This is a genomic window from Caulobacter sp. GW456-12-1-14-TSB4 (assembly GCF_059424195.1).
Map to the genome: position 1 here is coordinate 86,731 of NZ_JBWKZF010000006.1, position 16,077 is coordinate 102,807.

General features: G+C 70.0%; 14 protein-coding genes. 8 read left to right on the forward strand and 6 right to left on the reverse strand.

The window, feature by feature from the left end; all coding sequences use genetic code 11:
- Positions 1-77: 77 nt before the first annotated feature.
- Positions 78-1,661: an amino acid permease gene (locus AC07YH_RS07665; RefSeq protein WP_494746401.1), complete on the reverse strand. Its 1,584-nt coding sequence runs from the start codon at positions 1,659-1,661 to the stop codon at positions 78-80.
- A 180-nt stretch (positions 1,662-1,841) separates the two neighbouring features.
- On the opposite strand from AC07YH_RS07665, the gene hrpB reads away from it, so the two are divergent.
- Together hrpB and AC07YH_RS07675 are read left to right on the forward strand one after the other, a co-directional pair.
- Positions 1,842-4,283, forward strand: coding sequence for an ATP-dependent helicase HrpB (gene hrpB, locus AC07YH_RS07670; protein WP_494746402.1), 2,442 nt, complete (start codon positions 1,842-1,844; stop codon positions 4,281-4,283).
- A gap of 86 nt (positions 4,284-4,369) precedes the next feature.
- Positions 4,370-4,852 carry a hypothetical protein gene (locus AC07YH_RS07675; protein WP_494746403.1) on the forward strand — a complete coding sequence of 161 codons (483 nt, stop codon included), beginning with the start codon at positions 4,370-4,372 and terminating at the stop codon, positions 4,850-4,852.
- On the opposite strand, the gene AC07YH_RS07680 is transcribed toward AC07YH_RS07675, so the two are convergent.
- From AC07YH_RS07680 to AC07YH_RS07695, 4 genes are read right to left on the reverse strand one after another with little or no spacing between them, the layout of a single operon-like run.
- Complete coding sequence (locus tag AC07YH_RS07680) at positions 4,853-5,812, reverse strand: DUF4424 domain-containing protein (protein WP_494746404.1); 960 nt, start codon at positions 5,810-5,812, stop codon at positions 4,853-4,855. It lies immediately after the preceding gene.
- A 4-nt stretch (positions 5,813-5,816) separates the two neighbouring features.
- Positions 5,817-6,620, reverse strand: coding sequence for a TrmH family RNA methyltransferase (locus AC07YH_RS07685; protein ID WP_494746405.1), 804 nt, complete (start codon positions 6,618-6,620; stop codon positions 5,817-5,819).
- 2 nt (positions 6,621-6,622) lie between these two features.
- Positions 6,623-7,534, reverse strand: coding sequence for an RsmD family RNA methyltransferase (locus AC07YH_RS07690; RefSeq protein WP_494746406.1), 912 nt, complete (start codon positions 7,532-7,534; stop codon positions 6,623-6,625).
- A 17-nt stretch (positions 7,535-7,551) separates the two neighbouring features.
- The gene (locus AC07YH_RS07695; protein WP_494746407.1) at positions 7,552-8,988 is read right to left on the reverse strand and encodes a glycosyltransferase; all 1,437 of its coding nucleotides are present in this window, start codon (positions 8,986-8,988) and stop codon (positions 7,552-7,554) included.
- Between the two features lie 212 nt (positions 8,989-9,200).
- Between AC07YH_RS07695 and AC07YH_RS07700 the strand changes: the two genes are divergently transcribed.
- The 4 genes from AC07YH_RS07700 to AC07YH_RS07715 are packed head-to-tail and all read left to right on the forward strand — an operon-like array spanning position 9,201 to position 12,382.
- Entirely contained in the window at positions 9,201-9,836 is a 636-nt protein-coding gene (locus AC07YH_RS07700; RefSeq protein ID WP_494746408.1) for a TetR/AcrR family transcriptional regulator, read from the forward strand.
- A gap of 4 nt (positions 9,837-9,840) precedes the next feature.
- Positions 9,841-10,647 (forward strand): ABC transporter substrate-binding protein, encoded by an 807-nt coding sequence (locus tag AC07YH_RS07705; RefSeq protein ID WP_494746409.1) that lies wholly within the window; start codon positions 9,841-9,843, stop codon positions 10,645-10,647.
- The gene (locus AC07YH_RS07710; protein WP_494746410.1) at positions 10,644-11,630 is read left to right on the forward strand and encodes a FecCD family ABC transporter permease; all 987 of its coding nucleotides are present in this window, start codon (positions 10,644-10,646) and stop codon (positions 11,628-11,630) included. Before AC07YH_RS07705 ends, AC07YH_RS07710 begins: the two co-directional genes overlap by 4 nt.
- A complete protein-coding gene (locus AC07YH_RS07715) occupies positions 11,627-12,382 on the forward strand; it encodes an ABC transporter ATP-binding protein (RefSeq protein ID WP_494746411.1) in 756 nt (251 codons plus the stop codon). Before AC07YH_RS07710 ends, AC07YH_RS07715 begins: the two co-directional genes overlap by 4 nt.
- Here the strand turns inward: AC07YH_RS07715 and AC07YH_RS07720 are convergent.
- Positions 12,379-14,481, reverse strand: a complete 2,103-nt coding sequence (locus AC07YH_RS07720; RefSeq protein ID WP_494746412.1) for a lytic transglycosylase domain-containing protein — start codon at positions 14,479-14,481, stop codon at positions 12,379-12,381. The two genes, AC07YH_RS07715 and AC07YH_RS07720, sit on opposite strands and share 4 nt — an antisense overlap.
- Before the next feature lie 245 nt (positions 14,482-14,726).
- Between AC07YH_RS07720 and dapA the strand changes: the two genes are divergently transcribed.
- Positions 14,727-15,611, forward strand: coding sequence for a 4-hydroxy-tetrahydrodipicolinate synthase (dapA, locus tag AC07YH_RS07725; RefSeq protein ID WP_494746413.1), 885 nt, complete (start codon positions 14,727-14,729; stop codon positions 15,609-15,611).
- Positions 15,611-16,072 carry an SsrA-binding protein SmpB gene (smpB, locus tag AC07YH_RS07730; protein ID WP_494746414.1) on the forward strand — a complete coding sequence of 154 codons (462 nt, stop codon included), beginning with the start codon at positions 15,611-15,613 and terminating at the stop codon, positions 16,070-16,072. Before dapA ends, smpB begins: the two co-directional genes overlap by 1 nt.
- Positions 16,073-16,077 lie beyond the last annotated feature (5 nt).

The following is a 16,077-nucleotide window of genomic DNA, read 5'->3' on the forward strand; positions in this document are numbered from 1 at the left end:
CGACCTTCCAAAAGAAAAGGGCGGGAGCCGAAGCGCCCGCCCTCTTTGACCTAAAGCCTAGCGGCCGCAGATCAAGATCATTCCGCGCCGGGGATGCCGGTGGGCGGAGCGTCGTCGTCCAGTTCGTGCACTTCGCCGCGCAGGCCGCGGCCGACGTGGCTCTTGCGGAAGCCGTAGGCGAAGTAGATCACCAGGCCCAGCGCGCCCCAGACGGGCAGGACCATCATCGCTTCGAACGGCAGGTTGAAGTACAGCACCGCGCAGCCGATCAGGGCGATCGGAGCCACGACCCACACGAACGGCGTGCGGAACGGACGGTGACGGTCCGGATCCTTCTTGCGCAGCACCATCACCGCGATCGCCACCATGAAGAAGGCGAACAGGGTGCCCGAGTTCGAGATGTCGGCCAGCTGACCGACCGGGAAGAACGCGGCGGCCACGGCGACGAACACGCCCGTGAAGATGGTCACGATGTGCGGCGTCTTGAACTTCGGGTGGATGGTCGCGAGCTTCTCCGGCAGCAGGCCGTCGCGGGCCATGACGAAGAAGATGCGGGTCTGGCCGTAGATCATCATCAGGATGACCGAGGGCAGGGCCAGGTTGGCGGCCAGGCCCAGCAGGTTGCCCAGGACCGGGAAGTTGATCTGGCGCAGGACGTGGGCCAGGGCCTCGTTCGAGCAGACCAGGGCTTCCTTGTTGGCGGCCAGGGCGCAGGCGGCGGTGAAGGCGGCCGAGCCGGGCTGGACGGCCGAACCGTCCGCGCCGAGCACCGGCTGGGCGCCGACGGCGCCGATCGCGCCGGCCGCGACCAGCAGGTAGAAGATCGTGCAGAGGGCCAGCGAGCCGATCAGACCGATCGGCACGTTGCGCTGCGGGTTCTTGGTCTCTTCGGCGGCCGTCGAGACGGCGTCGAAGCCCACGTAAGCGAAGAAGATCGAGGCGGCGGCGCCGACCACGCCCATGCCGGTGGTGCCGGCCGGGCCGAACCAGCCGTTCGGGGTGAAGGGCGAGAAGTTGCCGGTCTTCAGGACGGGCAGGGCCATGACGATGAACACGGTCAGGGCGGTGACCTTGATGGCCACCAGGATCGCGTTGACGCGGGCGCTTTCGGTGGTGCCGAGAACCAGCAGGGCGGTCACGGCCAGGGCCACGATGATGGCCGGGACGTTGACGATGCCGTGGCTGAAGTCCGCGGCCGGCATGAAGCCGTTCATCGACCAGGTCGGACCTTGTCGGAGCAGGTCGGGCCAGTGGAACCCTAGCGCGTTCTCGATCAGCCCGAGGAAGTAGCCGGACCAGCCGGCCGACACGGCGCTGGCGGCGACCGCGTATTCCAGGATCAGCGCCCAGCCGACCATCCAGGCCAGCAGTTCGCCCATGACGGCGTAGGAATAGGTGTAGGCCGAGCCCGAGACGGGGACCATCGAGGCCAGTTCGGAGTAGCAGAGCGCGGCGAAGGCGCAGACGGCGCCGGCGATCACGAAGCTCCAGACCATGCCGGGACCGGCTTTCTGGGCGGCGGCGGCGGTCAGAACGAAGATACCCGTACCGATGATCGCGCCGACACCCAGCAGCGTCAGCTGCACGGGACCAAGCGAGCGGTGAAGGGATTTTTTCTCAGCCGTCGCTAGGATCGCATCAAGCGATTTAACGCGCCACATAGTTCCTCCTGATTAGGCAAGACTCCCCCCGGGGGTCGCCTTTAGAAAATTTTGCGGACCGTGACCCGTTTATGAGCATGGGGTCAAGGTGGAGCCGCGGATGCGCGTAAATGTTCTCCCGCGTCCTGACTAGTCCAGCGGTGCTTGGCTGCGGGCGGCCCGACCGCTAAAGCGGGCGCGATGTTGCCCATTTTCGAGGCCCTTCCGGCGCTGAAAGGCGCCCTTGCCGAACGGGAGACCGCCGTTCTCGTCGCGCCGCCCGGCGCGGGCAAGACCACGGCCGTTCCCTTGGCGCTGCTGGACGAGTCGTGGGTCCAGGGCCGCAAGATCATCGTGCTGGAGCCCCGCCGCCTAGCCGCGCGCGCCGCCGCCTCGCGCATGGCGGCGAATCTGGGCGAGGTCGTCGGCGAGACGGTCGGCTTCCGGGTGCGCCTGCAGTCCAAGGTTTCCGCCAGGACCCGCATCGAAGTGGTCACCGAAGGCGTCTTCACACGGATGATTCTCGACGATCCGGGCCTGGACGGCGTCGCCGCCGTGCTGTTCGACGAGTTCCATGAGCGCAGCCTGGACGCTGACCTGGGCCTGGCGTTCGCCCGGGACGTCCAGAGCGTGCTGCGCGACGACCTGCGGCTGCTGATCATGTCGGCGACGCTGGATGGGGCGCGGATCTCCTCGCTGCTGGCCGATGCGCCCGTGGTCGAGAGCGAAGGCCGGATGTTCCCGGTCGACACCCGCTATCTCGGCCGCGATGAGCGCCAGCGGCTGGAGGAGCGCGTCGGCCGCGCCGTCGAGCGGGCTCTGGCCGAGGAGACCGGCTCGATCCTCGTCTTCCTGCCAGGGCAGGGCGAGATCCGCCGCGCCGAGAGCTGGCTGAACGAGCGCCTGCGTCGGCCCGACGTCGATGTCGCCCCGCTGTACGGCGCCCTGGAACCGGCCGTGCAGGACCGGGCGATCTCGGCCGCGCCCGCCGGCCGCCGCAAGGTGGTGCTGGCCACCTCGATCGCCGAGACCAGCTTGACCATCGAGGGCGTCCGCGTGGTCATCGACGCCGGCCAGGCCCGCGTGCCGCGCTATGATCCAGCCTCGGGCATCACGCGGCTGGAGACCGTCCGCGTCAGCCGCGCCGCCGCCGACCAGCGCCGGGGCCGCGCCGGCCGCACCGAGCCCGGCGTCTGCTACCGCCTGTGGGACGAGCCCGAGACCCGGTCGCTGCCGGCCTTCGCGCGGCCCGAGATTCTGGAGGCGGACCTCTCGCGCCTGGCCTTGGACCTGGCTCGCTGGGGCTCGCGCGATCCGTCGGGCCTGACCTTCCTGGACCCGCCGCCGGCGGCCGCCTTCGCCGAAGCGCGCACCTTGCTGACTCGTATCCAGGCGCTGGACGGGCAGGGCGATCTCACCCCTCACGGCAAGGCCCTGGCCGAGATGCCGCTGCCGCCGCGCCTGGCCCACATGGTCGTGCGCGCCGCCGCTTCGGGCCAGGCGCGCGAGGCCGCCGAGATCGCCGCCGTGCTGACCGAGCAGGGGCTGGGCGGCAAGGATATCGACCTGCGCCGACGGCTGGAAAACCTGCACCGCGATCGTTCGCCGAGAAGCCGCGACGCCATGGCCCTGGTCGAGCGCTGGAGCCGCGCGGCGGGCCGTCCATCCGGCGCCAAGGTGCTGGAAACCGGCCTGATGCTGGCCGAGGCCTATCCCGAACGGGTGGCCAAGGCGCGGGGCAAGCCTGGGGAGTTCCAGCTGGCCGGCGGGCGCGGCGTCTATCTGGAGCCGACCGATCCGCTGGCCCGCGAGGCCTGGCTGGCTGTCGGCGAACTGGGCGGCGGCGATAGCCGCGACCGTATCCTGCTGGCCGCCGCCGTCGATGAGGCCGACCTGCGCGAGACCTTCGCCGACCGCCTGGTCGCCGAGGACCGCCTGGAGACCGCCGGCGGCAAGGTCCGCGCCAAGCGTCTGTTGCGCCTGGGCCGGCTGGTGCTGGAAGAGCGACTGATCGAGAATCCGGACCCGGCGATGATCGCCGGCGCGCTGATGGACCAGGTCCGCGCCGACGGTTTGTCAGGCCTGCGGCTAGGGAAGGGCGTCGAAGGCTTCCGCGACCGGGTCGCCTTCCTGCGGGCGCTGGACGAGGCGGCCTGGCCCGACCTGTCCGACGCCGCCCTGATCGCGCGCCTCGACGAATGGCTGGAGCCTCTGCTGCAGGGCCGCTCCTCGCTGGCCAGCGTCGATGAGAGCAGCCTGGACGGCGCGATCCGGTCGCTCGTCCCCTGGGACCTGCAGCAGAAGATCGACGCCATGCTGCCGGCCCGCTTCACGGCCCCGACCGGCACCACCGTGGCCATCGACTACGCCGCCGAGGCCGGCCCGCGCATCGACATCCGCGTGCAGGAGCTGTTCGGCCTGACCAAGCATCCCAGCATCGCCGGCGGCAAGGTGCCGTTGGTGCTGTCGCTGCTGTCGCCGGGCCACAAGCCGATCCAGATCACCCGCGACCTGCCCGGCTTCTGGAAGGGTTCCTGGCGCGAGGTGAAGGTCGAGATGAAGGGCCGCTATCCCCGCCACGTCTGGCCGGACGACCCGGCTAACACCGCCCCGACGACGCGGGCCAAGCCGCGCGGGACGTGAGCGAGAGCGGTCTTGCCTACGAGCGTATCCAGTGTGACTAGAGGTTGCGGATTGGGATTCCGCGGGCTCCGGGGACTCGTATCGTCATGCGTCGCTTTCTGATGTCTTTCGCCATGGCCGCCGCCGTCTGCGCGCCCGGCCTGGCCCATGCGGGCGTCTATACGGACGAGATGTCCAAGTGCCTGGTGCGCTCGGCCACGCCGCAGGACCAGTCGGACCTGGTGGTCTGGGTGTTCGCGGCGATGAGCGCCCACCCGTCGGTGAAGGCCTATGCCAGCATGACCGAGCCGCAGCGCGAGGCGATCACCCGCAAGGCCTCGGGCCTGATGGAGCGGCTGTTGATCACCAGTTGCCGCAAGGAGACGGTCGAGGCCCTGAAGTACGAAGGCCCGTCGGCGATCGAGCAGTCGTTCGGCGTCCTGGGCCAGGTGGCCATGCGCGGCCTGATGGGCGATCCCGCCGTCACCCAGAACTTCACCAAGCTGGGCGAATATGTCGATGCGACAAAGTTCGAGGCGCTGGCCAAGGAAGCCGGCATCGCCGAGCCGCCCAAGCCGGCCGCCAAGTAGCTAGTCGCCGTACGGCTTCAGGAAGAGGATCGACAGGTCCTTTTCCGGCCGCCAGTTGGTCTTGCGCATCTCGAAGCGGGTGGGGCCGGTCTTGCGGACCCCGTCACCGCAGAAGCTGACCAGCGTGGAGGCCGCGCCCTTGTCCACCGTCAGGCGGAAGTCGCCGATCGGCTTCTTCCAGTTGCCGCCGGTGACCAGGACATATTCGATCCAGTGCTCGGTGTAGCGCGGGCTTTCGCCCTTGCGGACGCTGCGGGCCACGGTGGTCTGGATCGAGGGATCGACGCAGTACTTCCTGGCCGTCTCGGCGTCGCTGTCCTTGCCCAGTCCCAGCATCGTGCCGACCGTGGCCCCGACCGAGGGCGTGTAGCGGTGCTGGATGGTCACGGGCTTGCCGGCCGGGAAGGTCTGCATCCAGTGATAGGTCGAGCGCAGGACCCAGACCGTCTCGCCCTCTTCGTCGATCAGGCCAAGCTTGAGGGCCTCGTCGCGCTTGGCCTTGGGCAGTTTCGCGATCGCTTCCAAGGCCGCGCCCTGGTGCACGGCCAGCGGGATGTGGTTGGCGATGAGCCAGGCGGTGCGGTCGACGCCGTCGACCAGGGCCTTCTGCTCCAGCTCGGTCTTGACCGGCTTGCCGTCGGCGGTGGTTGCGAAGGCCAGGATGTTGGCGGGGGCATCGACCGGGACCGAGACGTCGCTCTTGAACATGTCCGGCCCGCCCAGGTCGGGCATCGGGAAGGCCACGCGGATGGTGACGTCGCGACCGCTGGTGTTGACGAAGCTGTAGGTGACCCGCACCGCCTCCTGCGAGATGAACAGGTCTTCGGACCGCATCTCGATGGCGTCGTTCTTGGTGATCACCAGCCCGCCGGCCGCCAGCTCGGCCGAGGTGTCGTTGGCGAAGGCCGGAGCCGAGAGGATGAGCGCCAGCAGGGCGCCGGTCAGCAGTCTCGGCTTCATCGTTCTACCCCGTGACCGTGTAGATCATGATCCCGGTGGCCACCGACAGGTTCAGGCTGTCGGCGCGGCCGCGCATCGGGATCTTGACGTTGACGTCGCAGGCCGCGGCCAGTTCAGGCGGCAGGCCCTGCTGCTCGTTGCCCATCAGGATCAGCGACGGCTTCACATAGTCGGCGCTCTTGTGGTCGACCGTGGCGGTCAGCAGGGTGCCGACCACGCTGCCGGGCCAGGTCTCGCGCCAGGCCAGGAACTCGGGGATGGTGGCCTTGGCGATCTTCACGGCGAAGATCGAGCCCATGGTCGCCCGAACGCCCTCGACGGAGTAGGGATCGACGCAGTCGCCGACCAGGATCACCCCGCCGCAGCCGGCCGCGTCGGCGGTGCGGATGACCGTGCCCAGGTTGCCCGGATCGCGGACGGCCTGCATGGCCACCCAGCACGGCGCGCTCTCGGGGACGATGGCCGACAGGGGCGTGTAGACCTGCTTGAAGACCGCGACCACGGCTTGCGGGTTGTCGCGGCGCGAGACCTTCTCGAGGATCTCGCGATTGACCTCGATGACCTCGCCGCCAGCCTTCAGGCAGGACGCGACGGCCTTCTTCAGCATCGGGTGGTCGGCGGCGTCGGGGCCGTACATGACGATCTTGGGCGCGTGGCCGCAGTCGATCGCCTCGATGACGATCTTCAGGCCTTCGGCCAGGAACAGGCCGCTCTCCTCGCGCTCCTTGCGCATGTGCAGGGCGCGGACGGCTTTCACCGTGTTGTTGGTCAGGGAGGTGACGGTCTTTGCTTGGTTGGGGGCGTTCATTATCAGGCCTCCGACGACCAGCGGGCGAAGAACGACAGGCCGATCTGGCGGTCGCCCTTTTCCTCGACCAACGACAGCTCGCCCCAGTCGATGACGCCGGCTCGGCCGTCCAGCTCCTGGGCCAGCAGGCCCGACATCGCCGCGCCCGAGACGCGGGCGGCATAGGCGTTCATCAGCAGGAACGAGGCGTCGTCCGAGAGCAGGGCGGCGCAGTCCTTGGTCAGGGCCGAGAGGTCCTCGAACAGGCGCCAGACCTCGCCGTCGGCGCCGCGGCCGAACTTGGGCGGGTCCAGGATGATGCCGTCGTACTTGTTGCCACGCCGGACCTCGCGGGCCACGAACTTGCGAGCGTCCTCGACGATCCAGCGGATGGGCTTGTCGGCCAGGCCGGCGAAGGCGGCGTTCTCGCGCGCGAAGCCGACCGACTTCTTGGAGGCGTCCACATGGGTGACGGCCGCGCCGGCGGCGGCGCAGACCAGCGAGGCCACGCCCGTATAGCCGAACAGGTTCAGGATCTTGGGCTGCGGGCCGGAGCCGGCGCACAGCGCCCGGACACGCTCGTCCTGCCAGGCCCAGTTGGCCGCCTGCTCGGGGAAGAAGGCCAGGTGCCGGAACGGCGTGAACTGGCCGTGGAACTTGGCGCCGCCCCAGGCCAGATCGAACTTCTCGATCGGCTTGCCCTTGAAGCGCCAGCGGCCGGCCTCGTCCTCGTCGGTGGGGTCGAAGACCGCGTCGGCGTTGTCCCAGATCTTCTGGTCCAGGCGCGGGGCCCAGAAACACTGCGGCTCGGGGCGCACGACGGTGTAGCGGCCGTAACGCTCCAGCTTCTTGCCGTGGCCGCTGTCCAGCAGGGCGTAGTCGGCCCAGCCGGTGGTGCGCATGACGAGAGGGGTGGGAGCGATCTTCGGTGCCATCGCCCGCCCATACCGCTTTAGGGGCCGGGTGGTCCAGAGCGAGGGGCGTGCTGGGTCTTGTCCCAGCGGTGCGGCGCGGTGACGAACTGGTAGAGCGCCTTCATCGCCGCCAGGCTCTGCAGCAGCCAATAACCGGCCATGCCGAACAGATGCAGCGACTTGGGCTGGGCGCCGGCGCGCATCACGCCGCGCGCCCCGGCGACGGCGGCCGAACTCCAGCCCAGGACGTAGAGCAGGAAATCCCAGGGCGGGATGCTGAACCGGAAGTCTGGGGCGAAATCGATCGCCGCCAGTACAATGGCGACGGCCATCACCGGCCCATGCAGGTGCGAGGAGGCCACCGACTGGGCCAGGGTCAGCACCAGGGCTACAGCATTGCGTGGCTGGCGCGGGACCGGGCCGCGCAGACTGACCGCCAGCGTCTGCATATGCCCCTTGATCCAGCGCGCCCGCTGCGGAAGCCATTGTCCCCAAGTCGTCGGGGCGGTCTCCCAGGTCGGTCGTTCGATTACGCCTAGCCGATAACCGGCGGCCGCCAGGCGGAAGCCGATGTCCGCATCCTCGGTGACGTTGTAGGCGTCCCACCCGCCGATCTCGCGCAAGGTGGCGGTCTTGAAGTGATTGCTGGTCCCGCCCAGCGGAAAGGCCAGGCCCCAGCGGGCCAGGGCCGGCAGCAGCACCTCGAAATGGGCCGCGTATTCCAGCCGGAACTGGCTGGGCAGGAACAGCGAGAAGCCGGGGTCCTCGATCCGCAGCGGCGCCTGCAGGCAGGCCAGCCGCGCGTCCGACGCGGCGAACCTTGCGGCGGCTTCGCGCAGCTGGCCCGGATCGGGCATGTCCTCGGCGTCGTAGATCACCACCAGCTCGCCGCGCGCCCGGTCCAGGGCGTGGTTACAGGCGCGGGGCTTGGTCTTCGGCGTTCCGGGTGGCGCGATCAGCACCTGGACGAAGGCGGGCAGGTCCAGGGCGCGCGCGGCCGCCTGGGTGAGGTCGTCGTCGGCCTCCAGCACGATCAGCGCCTGCAGGCGATCGCGCGGATAGTCCAGCGCCGCCAGGTTCTGGACCAGTTCGGCCAGGACCTCGGCCTCGCGATAGAGCGGGGCGATGATCGTGTAGGTCGGCAGGTCCACGTCGGCCAGCGGCGGCGCGATGATCGGCGGCAGTGGCGTACAGGCCGCCGCCAGCCGTGTCAGCCCGCCCAGCAGGAAGACGGCGAAGAACAGGTGATGCGCCACGGTCAGGGCGCCGGATGGTGAGAGCGCCACGCCGATCGCGGCCAGCAGGCCCGCGACGGCGACGCAGGCCGCCTGGCCGTGCGACAGGGTTCGGTGTGCGCCATCGCGCCCGGTCGGAGCGGCGGTCGCCTGTTCGAGCCGCCCTGCGCCCAGTCCTTCGGACACAGGTCCGCACGCCGGCGCGAACGCCGGTTCCAGCCGTCTGTCTTCACGCGCCATGGATGCCCCTGGATACGCCGCTCGCCCTCAACGGCGCCGATAAACGAATCTCAACCTGAAGGTGTCAATCGGCAAAAATGCACGTTTTGGGCTGTTTTCTCGCGCGCGCGAGGCCGGGCTTTTCGGAAATTCTCCTGGCACGCACGTTCTTGCGACGGCTGGGTGATTCCCGTTTAGTGTCGGAGCGGGGAAATGCAGGGGAAGCCAAGTCCGTGACGGTCGTTCTGAAAAAGCCTCACAAGTCCGCCCGAAAGCCCAAGGGCGACGGGCACTTGCGCCGGGGCGAGATCCTGGCGGCGGCCGAGAAGATCTTCATCGCCGAGGGCTATGCCGGCGCGACGATCCGCAAGATCGCCGATGCGGTGGGGGTGTCGTCGACGGCGCTCTACATGCACTTCCGCGACAAGGACCAGATCCTGCTGGAGATCAGCAATGACGCCATCGAGCGTCTGCTGGAGCTGAACACCGAGATCGCGGCCCAGCCGATCGACCCGGTGTCGCGCGTGCGCGTGATGCTGGAGGCGTACATGAAGTTCGCCCTCGACAATCCCAACACCTACCAGCTGGTGTTCTGCAGCACCGGCGACCACATCTCGGCCGAAAAGACCGCCGACGTGCTGGCGCTGGGCGATCGCTGCTTCGAGAAGTTCAGCGAGCCGGTGCACCAGATCGCCGCCCAGGGGCGCTTGCGCTCGGGTTCGGCCGTGCAGGCCGCCGAGGTGCTGTGGAGCGGCTGCCACGGCTTGGTGTCGCTGCTGATCACCAAGCCCTCGCGCGGCTGGTCCGACGCCGAGGAGCTGATGAAGATCATGCTGGACGGTCTGCTGTACGGCCTGGTCACGGACTGATTTCATGAGCGCCGCCAAGGCCTTGTGCGCGCTTCTGGCGGCGATGACGCTTGTCCCTGCAGCCGCGCTGGCGGGGCCGCGCGTGATGTCGCTCGACTCCTGCGCCGACCAGTACGTGCTGGCCCTGGCGCCGCGCGAGGCCATCGTCGGGCTCTCGCACCGCGCCGTCTCGCCCGACAGCTACATAGGCGCCTCGGCCGAGGGCCTGCCGCTGCGGCGGGCGACGTTCGAGAGCCTGGTGGCGGCCAGGCCCCAGGTCGTGGTGCGACTGTGGGGCGGCGACGCGCGGCTCGCCAAGGCGCTGCAAGGCAAGGGCGTGGCGACCGTGGCGCTGGACGACGCGGCCGACTTCGAGGGCGTGCGCGGCAATATCCGCAAGGTGGCCACGGCGCTGGATCGCAAGCCGCAGGGGGAGGCGCTGATCGCGCAGATGGACGCCAAGCTGGCCCGCTCGGCCGGGGCGGGGCGGGGACGCTCGGCGCTCTACCTGACGCCCGGCGGCTATACGGCCGGCTCCAACACCCTGGTCGACGCCATGCTGAAGGCGGCGGGCTATGCCAACGCCACGACAAGCCCGTACTTCGCGCCGGTGTCGCTGGAACGGATGGTGATGACCCCGCCGGCGGCGGTGGTGCTGGGCCTGTTCGACCTGGCCCGCGCCGGTTCCGATCGCTGGGGACCCGGCCGCCATGCGGCGCTGCGCGATGCGATCAAGACCCGGACCGTCGCCGACTTGCCGGCCAAGGTGGTCGGCTGCGCCGGCTGGTTCGCCGCTGACGGCTCGTTGGCCCTGGCCGAGGCGGCGCGATGAGCCTGCTGCGCCTCTGTCTCCTGATGTTGCTGGTCCTGGCGCTGGCGGCGATCGTGGCCGTGTCGCTGGGCGAGACGCCGTTCACGCTGGCCCAGTACGCGCAAGGCTTGAGCCATCCAGCCTCGCCCCCGGGCGAGGTGCTGTGGACCATCCGCGCGCCCCGCGTGGCCGTCGCCGCCCTGGTCGGCGCGGCCCTGGGCCTGTCGGGCGCGACCATGCAGGGGCTGCTGCGCAATCCGCTGGCCGATCCGGGCGTGCTGGGCGTCTCGGCGGTGTCGGGCCTGGGCGCGGCCGTGGCGATCTCCGCGGGCCTGGCGGTGCTGCCCGGCGCGATCGAGCTGTCGGCCCTGGCCGGAGCCCTGGTCGCCGGGGGCATGGTCGTGGTGCTGGCCGCGCGCTTCCGCGAGCCCGAGGCGCTGATCTTGTTCGGCGTGGCCCTGTCGGCGTTCGGCGGCGCCCTGACGGCGCTGGTGTTCAACCTCTCGCCTTCGCCGGTGGCGACGGCCGAGATCCTGGCCTGGCTGATGGGCTCGGTCGAGAACCGCGACTGGCATGACGCCTTGCGGGCCCTTGTCCCGATGGCGATCGGCGCGGCGCTGTGCCTGCGGGCCGGGCAGGGGCTGCGGATGCTGACCCTGGGCGAGGAGGCCGCGCGGATGTCGGGCCTGCCGATGGCGCGCCTGCGGGTCTATGCGGTGGCCGGCTCGGCCCTGCTGACGGGCGCGGGCGTGGCGGCGGCGGGCGTGATCGGCTTCGTCGGCCTGGCCGCGCCGCATCTGGTGCGGGCGCTGGTCAAGGACGACCCCAAGCGCATCCTGTGGCCCTCGGCCTTGGCGGGAGCGCTGCTGCTGGTGCTGGCCGATCTGGCCGCCCGCCTGATCCCGACCGAGCAGGAGCTGAAGCTGGGCGTGGTCACGGCCCTGTTCGGCGCGCCGGCCTTCGCCCTGTTGGCCTGGCGGGCCTCGCGGAGCTGGCGGTCGTGAGCGCGCTCTGGACCCTCGAGGGCGTCATCGCCCGGCAAGGCCGCAAGACGGTGCTGGAGACCGTGTCCCTGGCCGTCGCGGCCGGCGAGGTGGTCGGCGTCGTTGGTCCCAATGGCGCGGGCAAGACCAGCCTGTTGCGCGCGGGCTTGGGCTTGCTGCCGATCTCGGCCGGCGAGGCGCGGCTTTCGGGCAAGACCCTGGCCGAGATGAAGCCCGACGCGCGCGCCAAGCTGGTCGGCTATCTGCCGCAAGACCGCCGCGTGGCCTGGAATCTGCCGGCCCGCATGGTCGCGGCCCTCGGCGCGACCGACCTCGCCGACGAGGCGGCCGACGCCCTGGCGCTGGACTGCCTGGCCCGCGTCGGCGCGGCCGAGCTGGCCGATCGCGGTGTGCTGGACATGTCCGGCGGTGAGCGGGCGAGGGTGCTGCTGGCGCGCCTCTTGGCTACCCGAGCGCCTCTGCTGGTCGCTGACGAGCCGGTGGCGGGCCTTGATCCCGACGCCCAGCTGCTGACGCTCGATCTGCTGCGCGCCGAGGCCGCCAAGGGCGCGGGCGTGGTGGTGACGCTGCACGATCTTGGCCTGGCCGCCCGGTCCTGCGACCGCATCGTGGTGGTCGATCACGGCCGCATCGTCGCCGAAGGGCCGCCGCGCGAGGCGCTGTCGCGGGAGGTCCTGGGCCGCGTGTTCCGGCTGGACGGCGAGTTGGTCGAGACCTCGGCGGGGCCGGTGCTGGCGGCCCGCCGAGCCTAGGGCTGGGTGACCGCCGTATCCGCCGCCGCGACCGACGGCGAGTACACGTAGCCGCCGCGCTTCAGGTCCGACGACAGGGTCAGCGGGCTCACCCCGCCGTTCAGGCGGGCGCGGTAGACCATGGTCGTCTCCAGGGTCCGCATCACGTAGTTGCGGGTCTCGGAGAACGGGATGCACTCGATGAAGTCGAGCGGGTCCGTGGTCGCGCCGCGCGGGTCGCCGCACAGGCCCGCCCACTGGGCCGGACGGCCCGGGCCGGCGTTATAGGCGGCGGCCGCCATGATGTACGAGCCGCTGAAGCTGCGGACCATGTCGCCCAGATACACCGAGCCCAGGCGCATGTTGTACGGCGCGTCACCCAGCCGTTCGACCGAATGGGCCTCGCCCAGCTTGCGCGCGACGATGGCGGCGGTGGCCGGCATCAGCTGCATCATGCCGCGCGCGCCCACGCCCGAACGGGCGGCGGGGTCGAAATTGCTCTCCTGGCGCGAGATCGAATAGACGAAGGCCGTCTCCGCCGCGCCGGCGCCGGGCGTGAAGTGGTGGTCCAGCAGCGGATAGCCGCGCTCGGGCAGGATGAAGCCGCGTTGGGCGGCCGTGCGGACGGCGCGCATGGCCAGGTCCTGGTCGCCATAGCCGCGAGCCAGATCGACCAGCAGGGCGCTTTCCTCGGCGTTGGGCAGGGTGTCGTCGATATAGAGGACGAGGCTGCGGAACAGGTCGCGGTTGCCGGTGTCGGCCAGGATGCGCGCGGCGCGGATCTGTTCGCGGCCGTAGAAGCGGGCGCGGTCGGCCTGGGTGATGACCGGATCACGCTCCAGGCGCAGTTCCTTCAGCCCCGCCTTCTCGGCGGCCAACTGGCCGTAGAAGGTGGTGATGTGGCGCGCGCCCTCGGCGTAGAAGGTCTGGGCGGCGATCGGGTCGCCTTGCGCCTCGGCGGCGCGGCCCTGCCAATAGAGGGCGCGACCGCGCGTGATCGGCGAGGCGCCGACGGCGGCGATCTGGGCGAAGTGGGCGGCGGCCGCGTCGGGATTGCGCAGGCGGGTCAGGGCGATCCAGCCGGCGTAGAACTCGCTCTCGGCGATGTCGGCCGGGGCCAGGGCCTGGGTGTTGTCGGCGGCCGCATAGGCGCCGGTGCTGTTGCCGGCCTTCAGGGCCGAGACGATCAGCTGCTTGCGCTCCTTCCAGATGACGGTCGAGGCTTCCTCGGTCGGCGGGACCGGGAAGTTGACCACCATCGGCAGAGCCAGGGTGTCCATGCCGGCGCGGCGCAGATAGGCCGCGCGCTCGAACACCACGCCGGGCGAGGCCTGCAGGTCGGGCGTCAGATTGTTGTAGAGCGCGTTGGCGTTAGCCGAGTTCGACCGGTAGGCCATGCGCACGCGGGCCGTGGCCTGACCGGTCTCCGACAGCATGGCGACCATGTCGCGCGCCGCTGGGCCCTGCTGGCCGTACAACAGGATATCGGCGCGGCGGGCGTAGTCGTCGGCCGTCAGCATGCCGCCGAAGCGGGCGATCATGCTGCGCTGGGCGTCGGCCTCGAACACCTTGTCGCGGAAGGTGCGGCGGATCAGGTTGGTGGCGTCCTGGGTGCGGCCCGTGGCCTGCCAGGCGCTGGCCAGGGCCATGGCGCCGTCGGCGGTGGCCGGTTGAGCGCCGCCGAACCAGGCGATGATGCGGGCCGGATCCAGGCCCGAGGTCGACAGGGCCTTCTCGGCGGCGGCGTCGCGGCGGGCGCCGCGCGGCCAGCCGGCCAGATCGCGGCGGGCGGCGTCCAGCTCGAAGAAGCTCATCGCCTCGGCGTTGCTGTCGATCAGGGCCCATTGGGCGATCTTCTTGGCGACCGGGTCCTGCAGGCTGTCCATGGCCATGCGCGCGCCCGAGACGTCACCGCGCTTGGCGGCCGCCAGGGCGGTCTGCAGGTTGGCGCTGTCGGTGTCGGACAGCGCGCCGGGGATGGCGGTCGGCGGGGTGGTGATCAGGCCGGGCTGGCTCGAATACGAGGTCGCATAGCCCGTCGTCGTCTGGGCGTCCGCCGCCCCGACCACGGCCACGATGCAAGCTCCACCGAGCAGAATCCGACGCATCACTGAAGCCAAAACGCTCTCCATCAACCGACCCCGAAGGGCCTTGTACTCGAATCTCACGCGAGGCCCTATGCGACGATTCAGGCCTCAATAGGGTTTAAAGTCCTGTTCCCAGGGCTTGACCGCGCTGCTTTCCGCCATCAAATCCGCAACTGCTCCCAAGCGCCGGTTGCGGCGCCATGGGACACGGACATATTGTCCGCCCCCATTCTCCTGCCGCAACACCCGCGGCGTCTCCTCACGGCAATTTGCAGGTCATGGTCCAGTCTCACTTCAAGGGCGTCATTCCGGCCCTCGTCACGCCGTTCCGCGACGGTGAGGTGGACGAAAAAGCGTTCGTGGCCCTGGTCGAGCGCCAGATTTCGGGCGGCGTCCACGGCCTGGTGCCGGTCGGCACCACCGGCGAGACCTCGACCCTGTCGCACGACGAGCACAAGCGCGTCGTCGAGCTGTGCGTGAAGACCGCCGCCGGCCGCGTGCCGGTGATCGCGGGCGCCGGCAGCAACTCGACCGCCGAGGCCGTCGAGCTGGCCGCCCACGCCAAGGCCGTCGGCGCCGACGCCTGCCTGGTGGTGACGCCGTACTACAATCGCCCCAGCCAAGAAGGCATGTACCAGCACTACAAGGCGATCAACGACGCCGTGGAGCTGCCGGTGTTCGTCTACAACGTGCCGGGCCGCACGGGCGTCGACATCTCCAACGAGACCCTGGCGCGCCTTTCGAAGCTGCCCAACATCGTCGGCATCAAGGACGCCACGGGCGACCTGACCCGCATCAGCATGCAGCGCCTGCTGTGCGGCCCTGACTGGGTGCTGCTGACCGGCGACGACCCCTCGGCCCTGGGCTACATGGCCCACGGCGGACACGGCGTGATCTCGGTGACCTCGAACGTCGCCCCGGACGCCTGCGCGGCCTTCATGAACGCCTGCATGGCCGGCCAGTGGGAAACCGCGCTCTACTGGCAGGATCGCCTGGTGCGCCTGCACAAGGCGCTGTTCCTGGACAGCTCGCCGGCTCCGACCAAGTTCGCCATGGCCCACCTTGGCCTGTGCTCGGACGAGGCGCGCCTGCCGATCACCACCTGCGCCGAAGCCGTGCGTCCCACGATCCTGGAAGCCATGCGCGAGGCTGGCCTGTCGTAATGACCAAGCCGATCGCGGAGAACCGGCGCGCCCGGTACGACTACTTCATCGAGGAGGTCTTCGAGGCCGGCATCATGCTGACCGGCACCGAGGTGAAGAGCTTGCGCGTCGGCCGGGCTAATATCGCTGAGTCCTACGCTTCGGTCGAAGGGCGCGAGATCAAGCTGATCAACGCCGACATCCCGCCCTACGGCCACGCCAACCGCTTCAATCACGAGCCGCGCCGGCACCGGAAGCTGCTGCTGCATCGCAAGCAGATCGACAAGCTGATCGGCGCCGTGCAGCGCGACGGTCGCACGATGATTCCGCTGAAGCTCTATTGGAATGACAAGGGCCTGGCCAAGCTGGAGATCGGCCTGGCGAAGGGCAAGAAGAACCACGACAAGCGCGAGACCGAAGCGGCCCGCGACTGGGCGCGCGACAAGGCGCGCCTGATGAAGAGCGGCGGTCGCGACGACTGATCGGG

Excerpts from the sequence above, each read along its gene's own strand:
- AC07YH_RS07705 (WP_494746409.1), top strand. The coding sequence starts at position 9,841 with ATGAGCGCCGCCAAGGCCTTGTGCGCGCTTCTGGCGGCGATGACGCTT.
- dapA (WP_494746413.1), top strand. The coding sequence starts at position 14,727 with ATGGTCCAGTCTCACTTCAAGGGCGTCATTCCGGCCCTCGTCACGCCG.
- AC07YH_RS07675 (WP_494746403.1), top strand. The coding sequence starts at position 4,370 with ATGCGTCGCTTTCTGATGTCTTTCGCCATGGCCGCCGCCGTCTGCGCG.
- hrpB (WP_494746402.1), top strand. The coding sequence starts at position 1,842 with ATGTTGCCCATTTTCGAGGCCCTTCCGGCGCTGAAAGGCGCCCTTGCC.
- smpB (WP_494746414.1), top strand. The coding sequence starts at position 15,611 with ATGACCAAGCCGATCGCGGAGAACCGGCGCGCCCGGTACGACTACTTC.
- AC07YH_RS07680 (WP_494746404.1), bottom strand. The coding sequence starts at position 5,812 with ATGAAGCCGAGACTGCTGACCGGCGCCCTGCTGGCGCTCATCCTCTCG.
- AC07YH_RS07685 (WP_494746405.1), bottom strand. The coding sequence starts at position 6,620 with ATGAACGCCCCCAACCAAGCAAAGACCGTCACCTCCCTGACCAACAAC.
- AC07YH_RS07665 (WP_494746401.1), bottom strand. The coding sequence starts at position 1,661 with ATGTGGCGCGTTAAATCGCTTGATGCGATCCTAGCGACGGCTGAGAAA.
- AC07YH_RS07690 (WP_494746406.1), bottom strand. The coding sequence starts at position 7,534 with ATGGCACCGAAGATCGCTCCCACCCCTCTCGTCATGCGCACCACCGGC.
- AC07YH_RS07710 (WP_494746410.1), top strand. The coding sequence starts at position 10,644 with ATGAGCCTGCTGCGCCTCTGTCTCCTGATGTTGCTGGTCCTGGCGCTG.
- AC07YH_RS07695 (WP_494746407.1), bottom strand. The coding sequence starts at position 8,988 with ATGGCGCGTGAAGACAGACGGCTGGAACCGGCGTTCGCGCCGGCGTGC.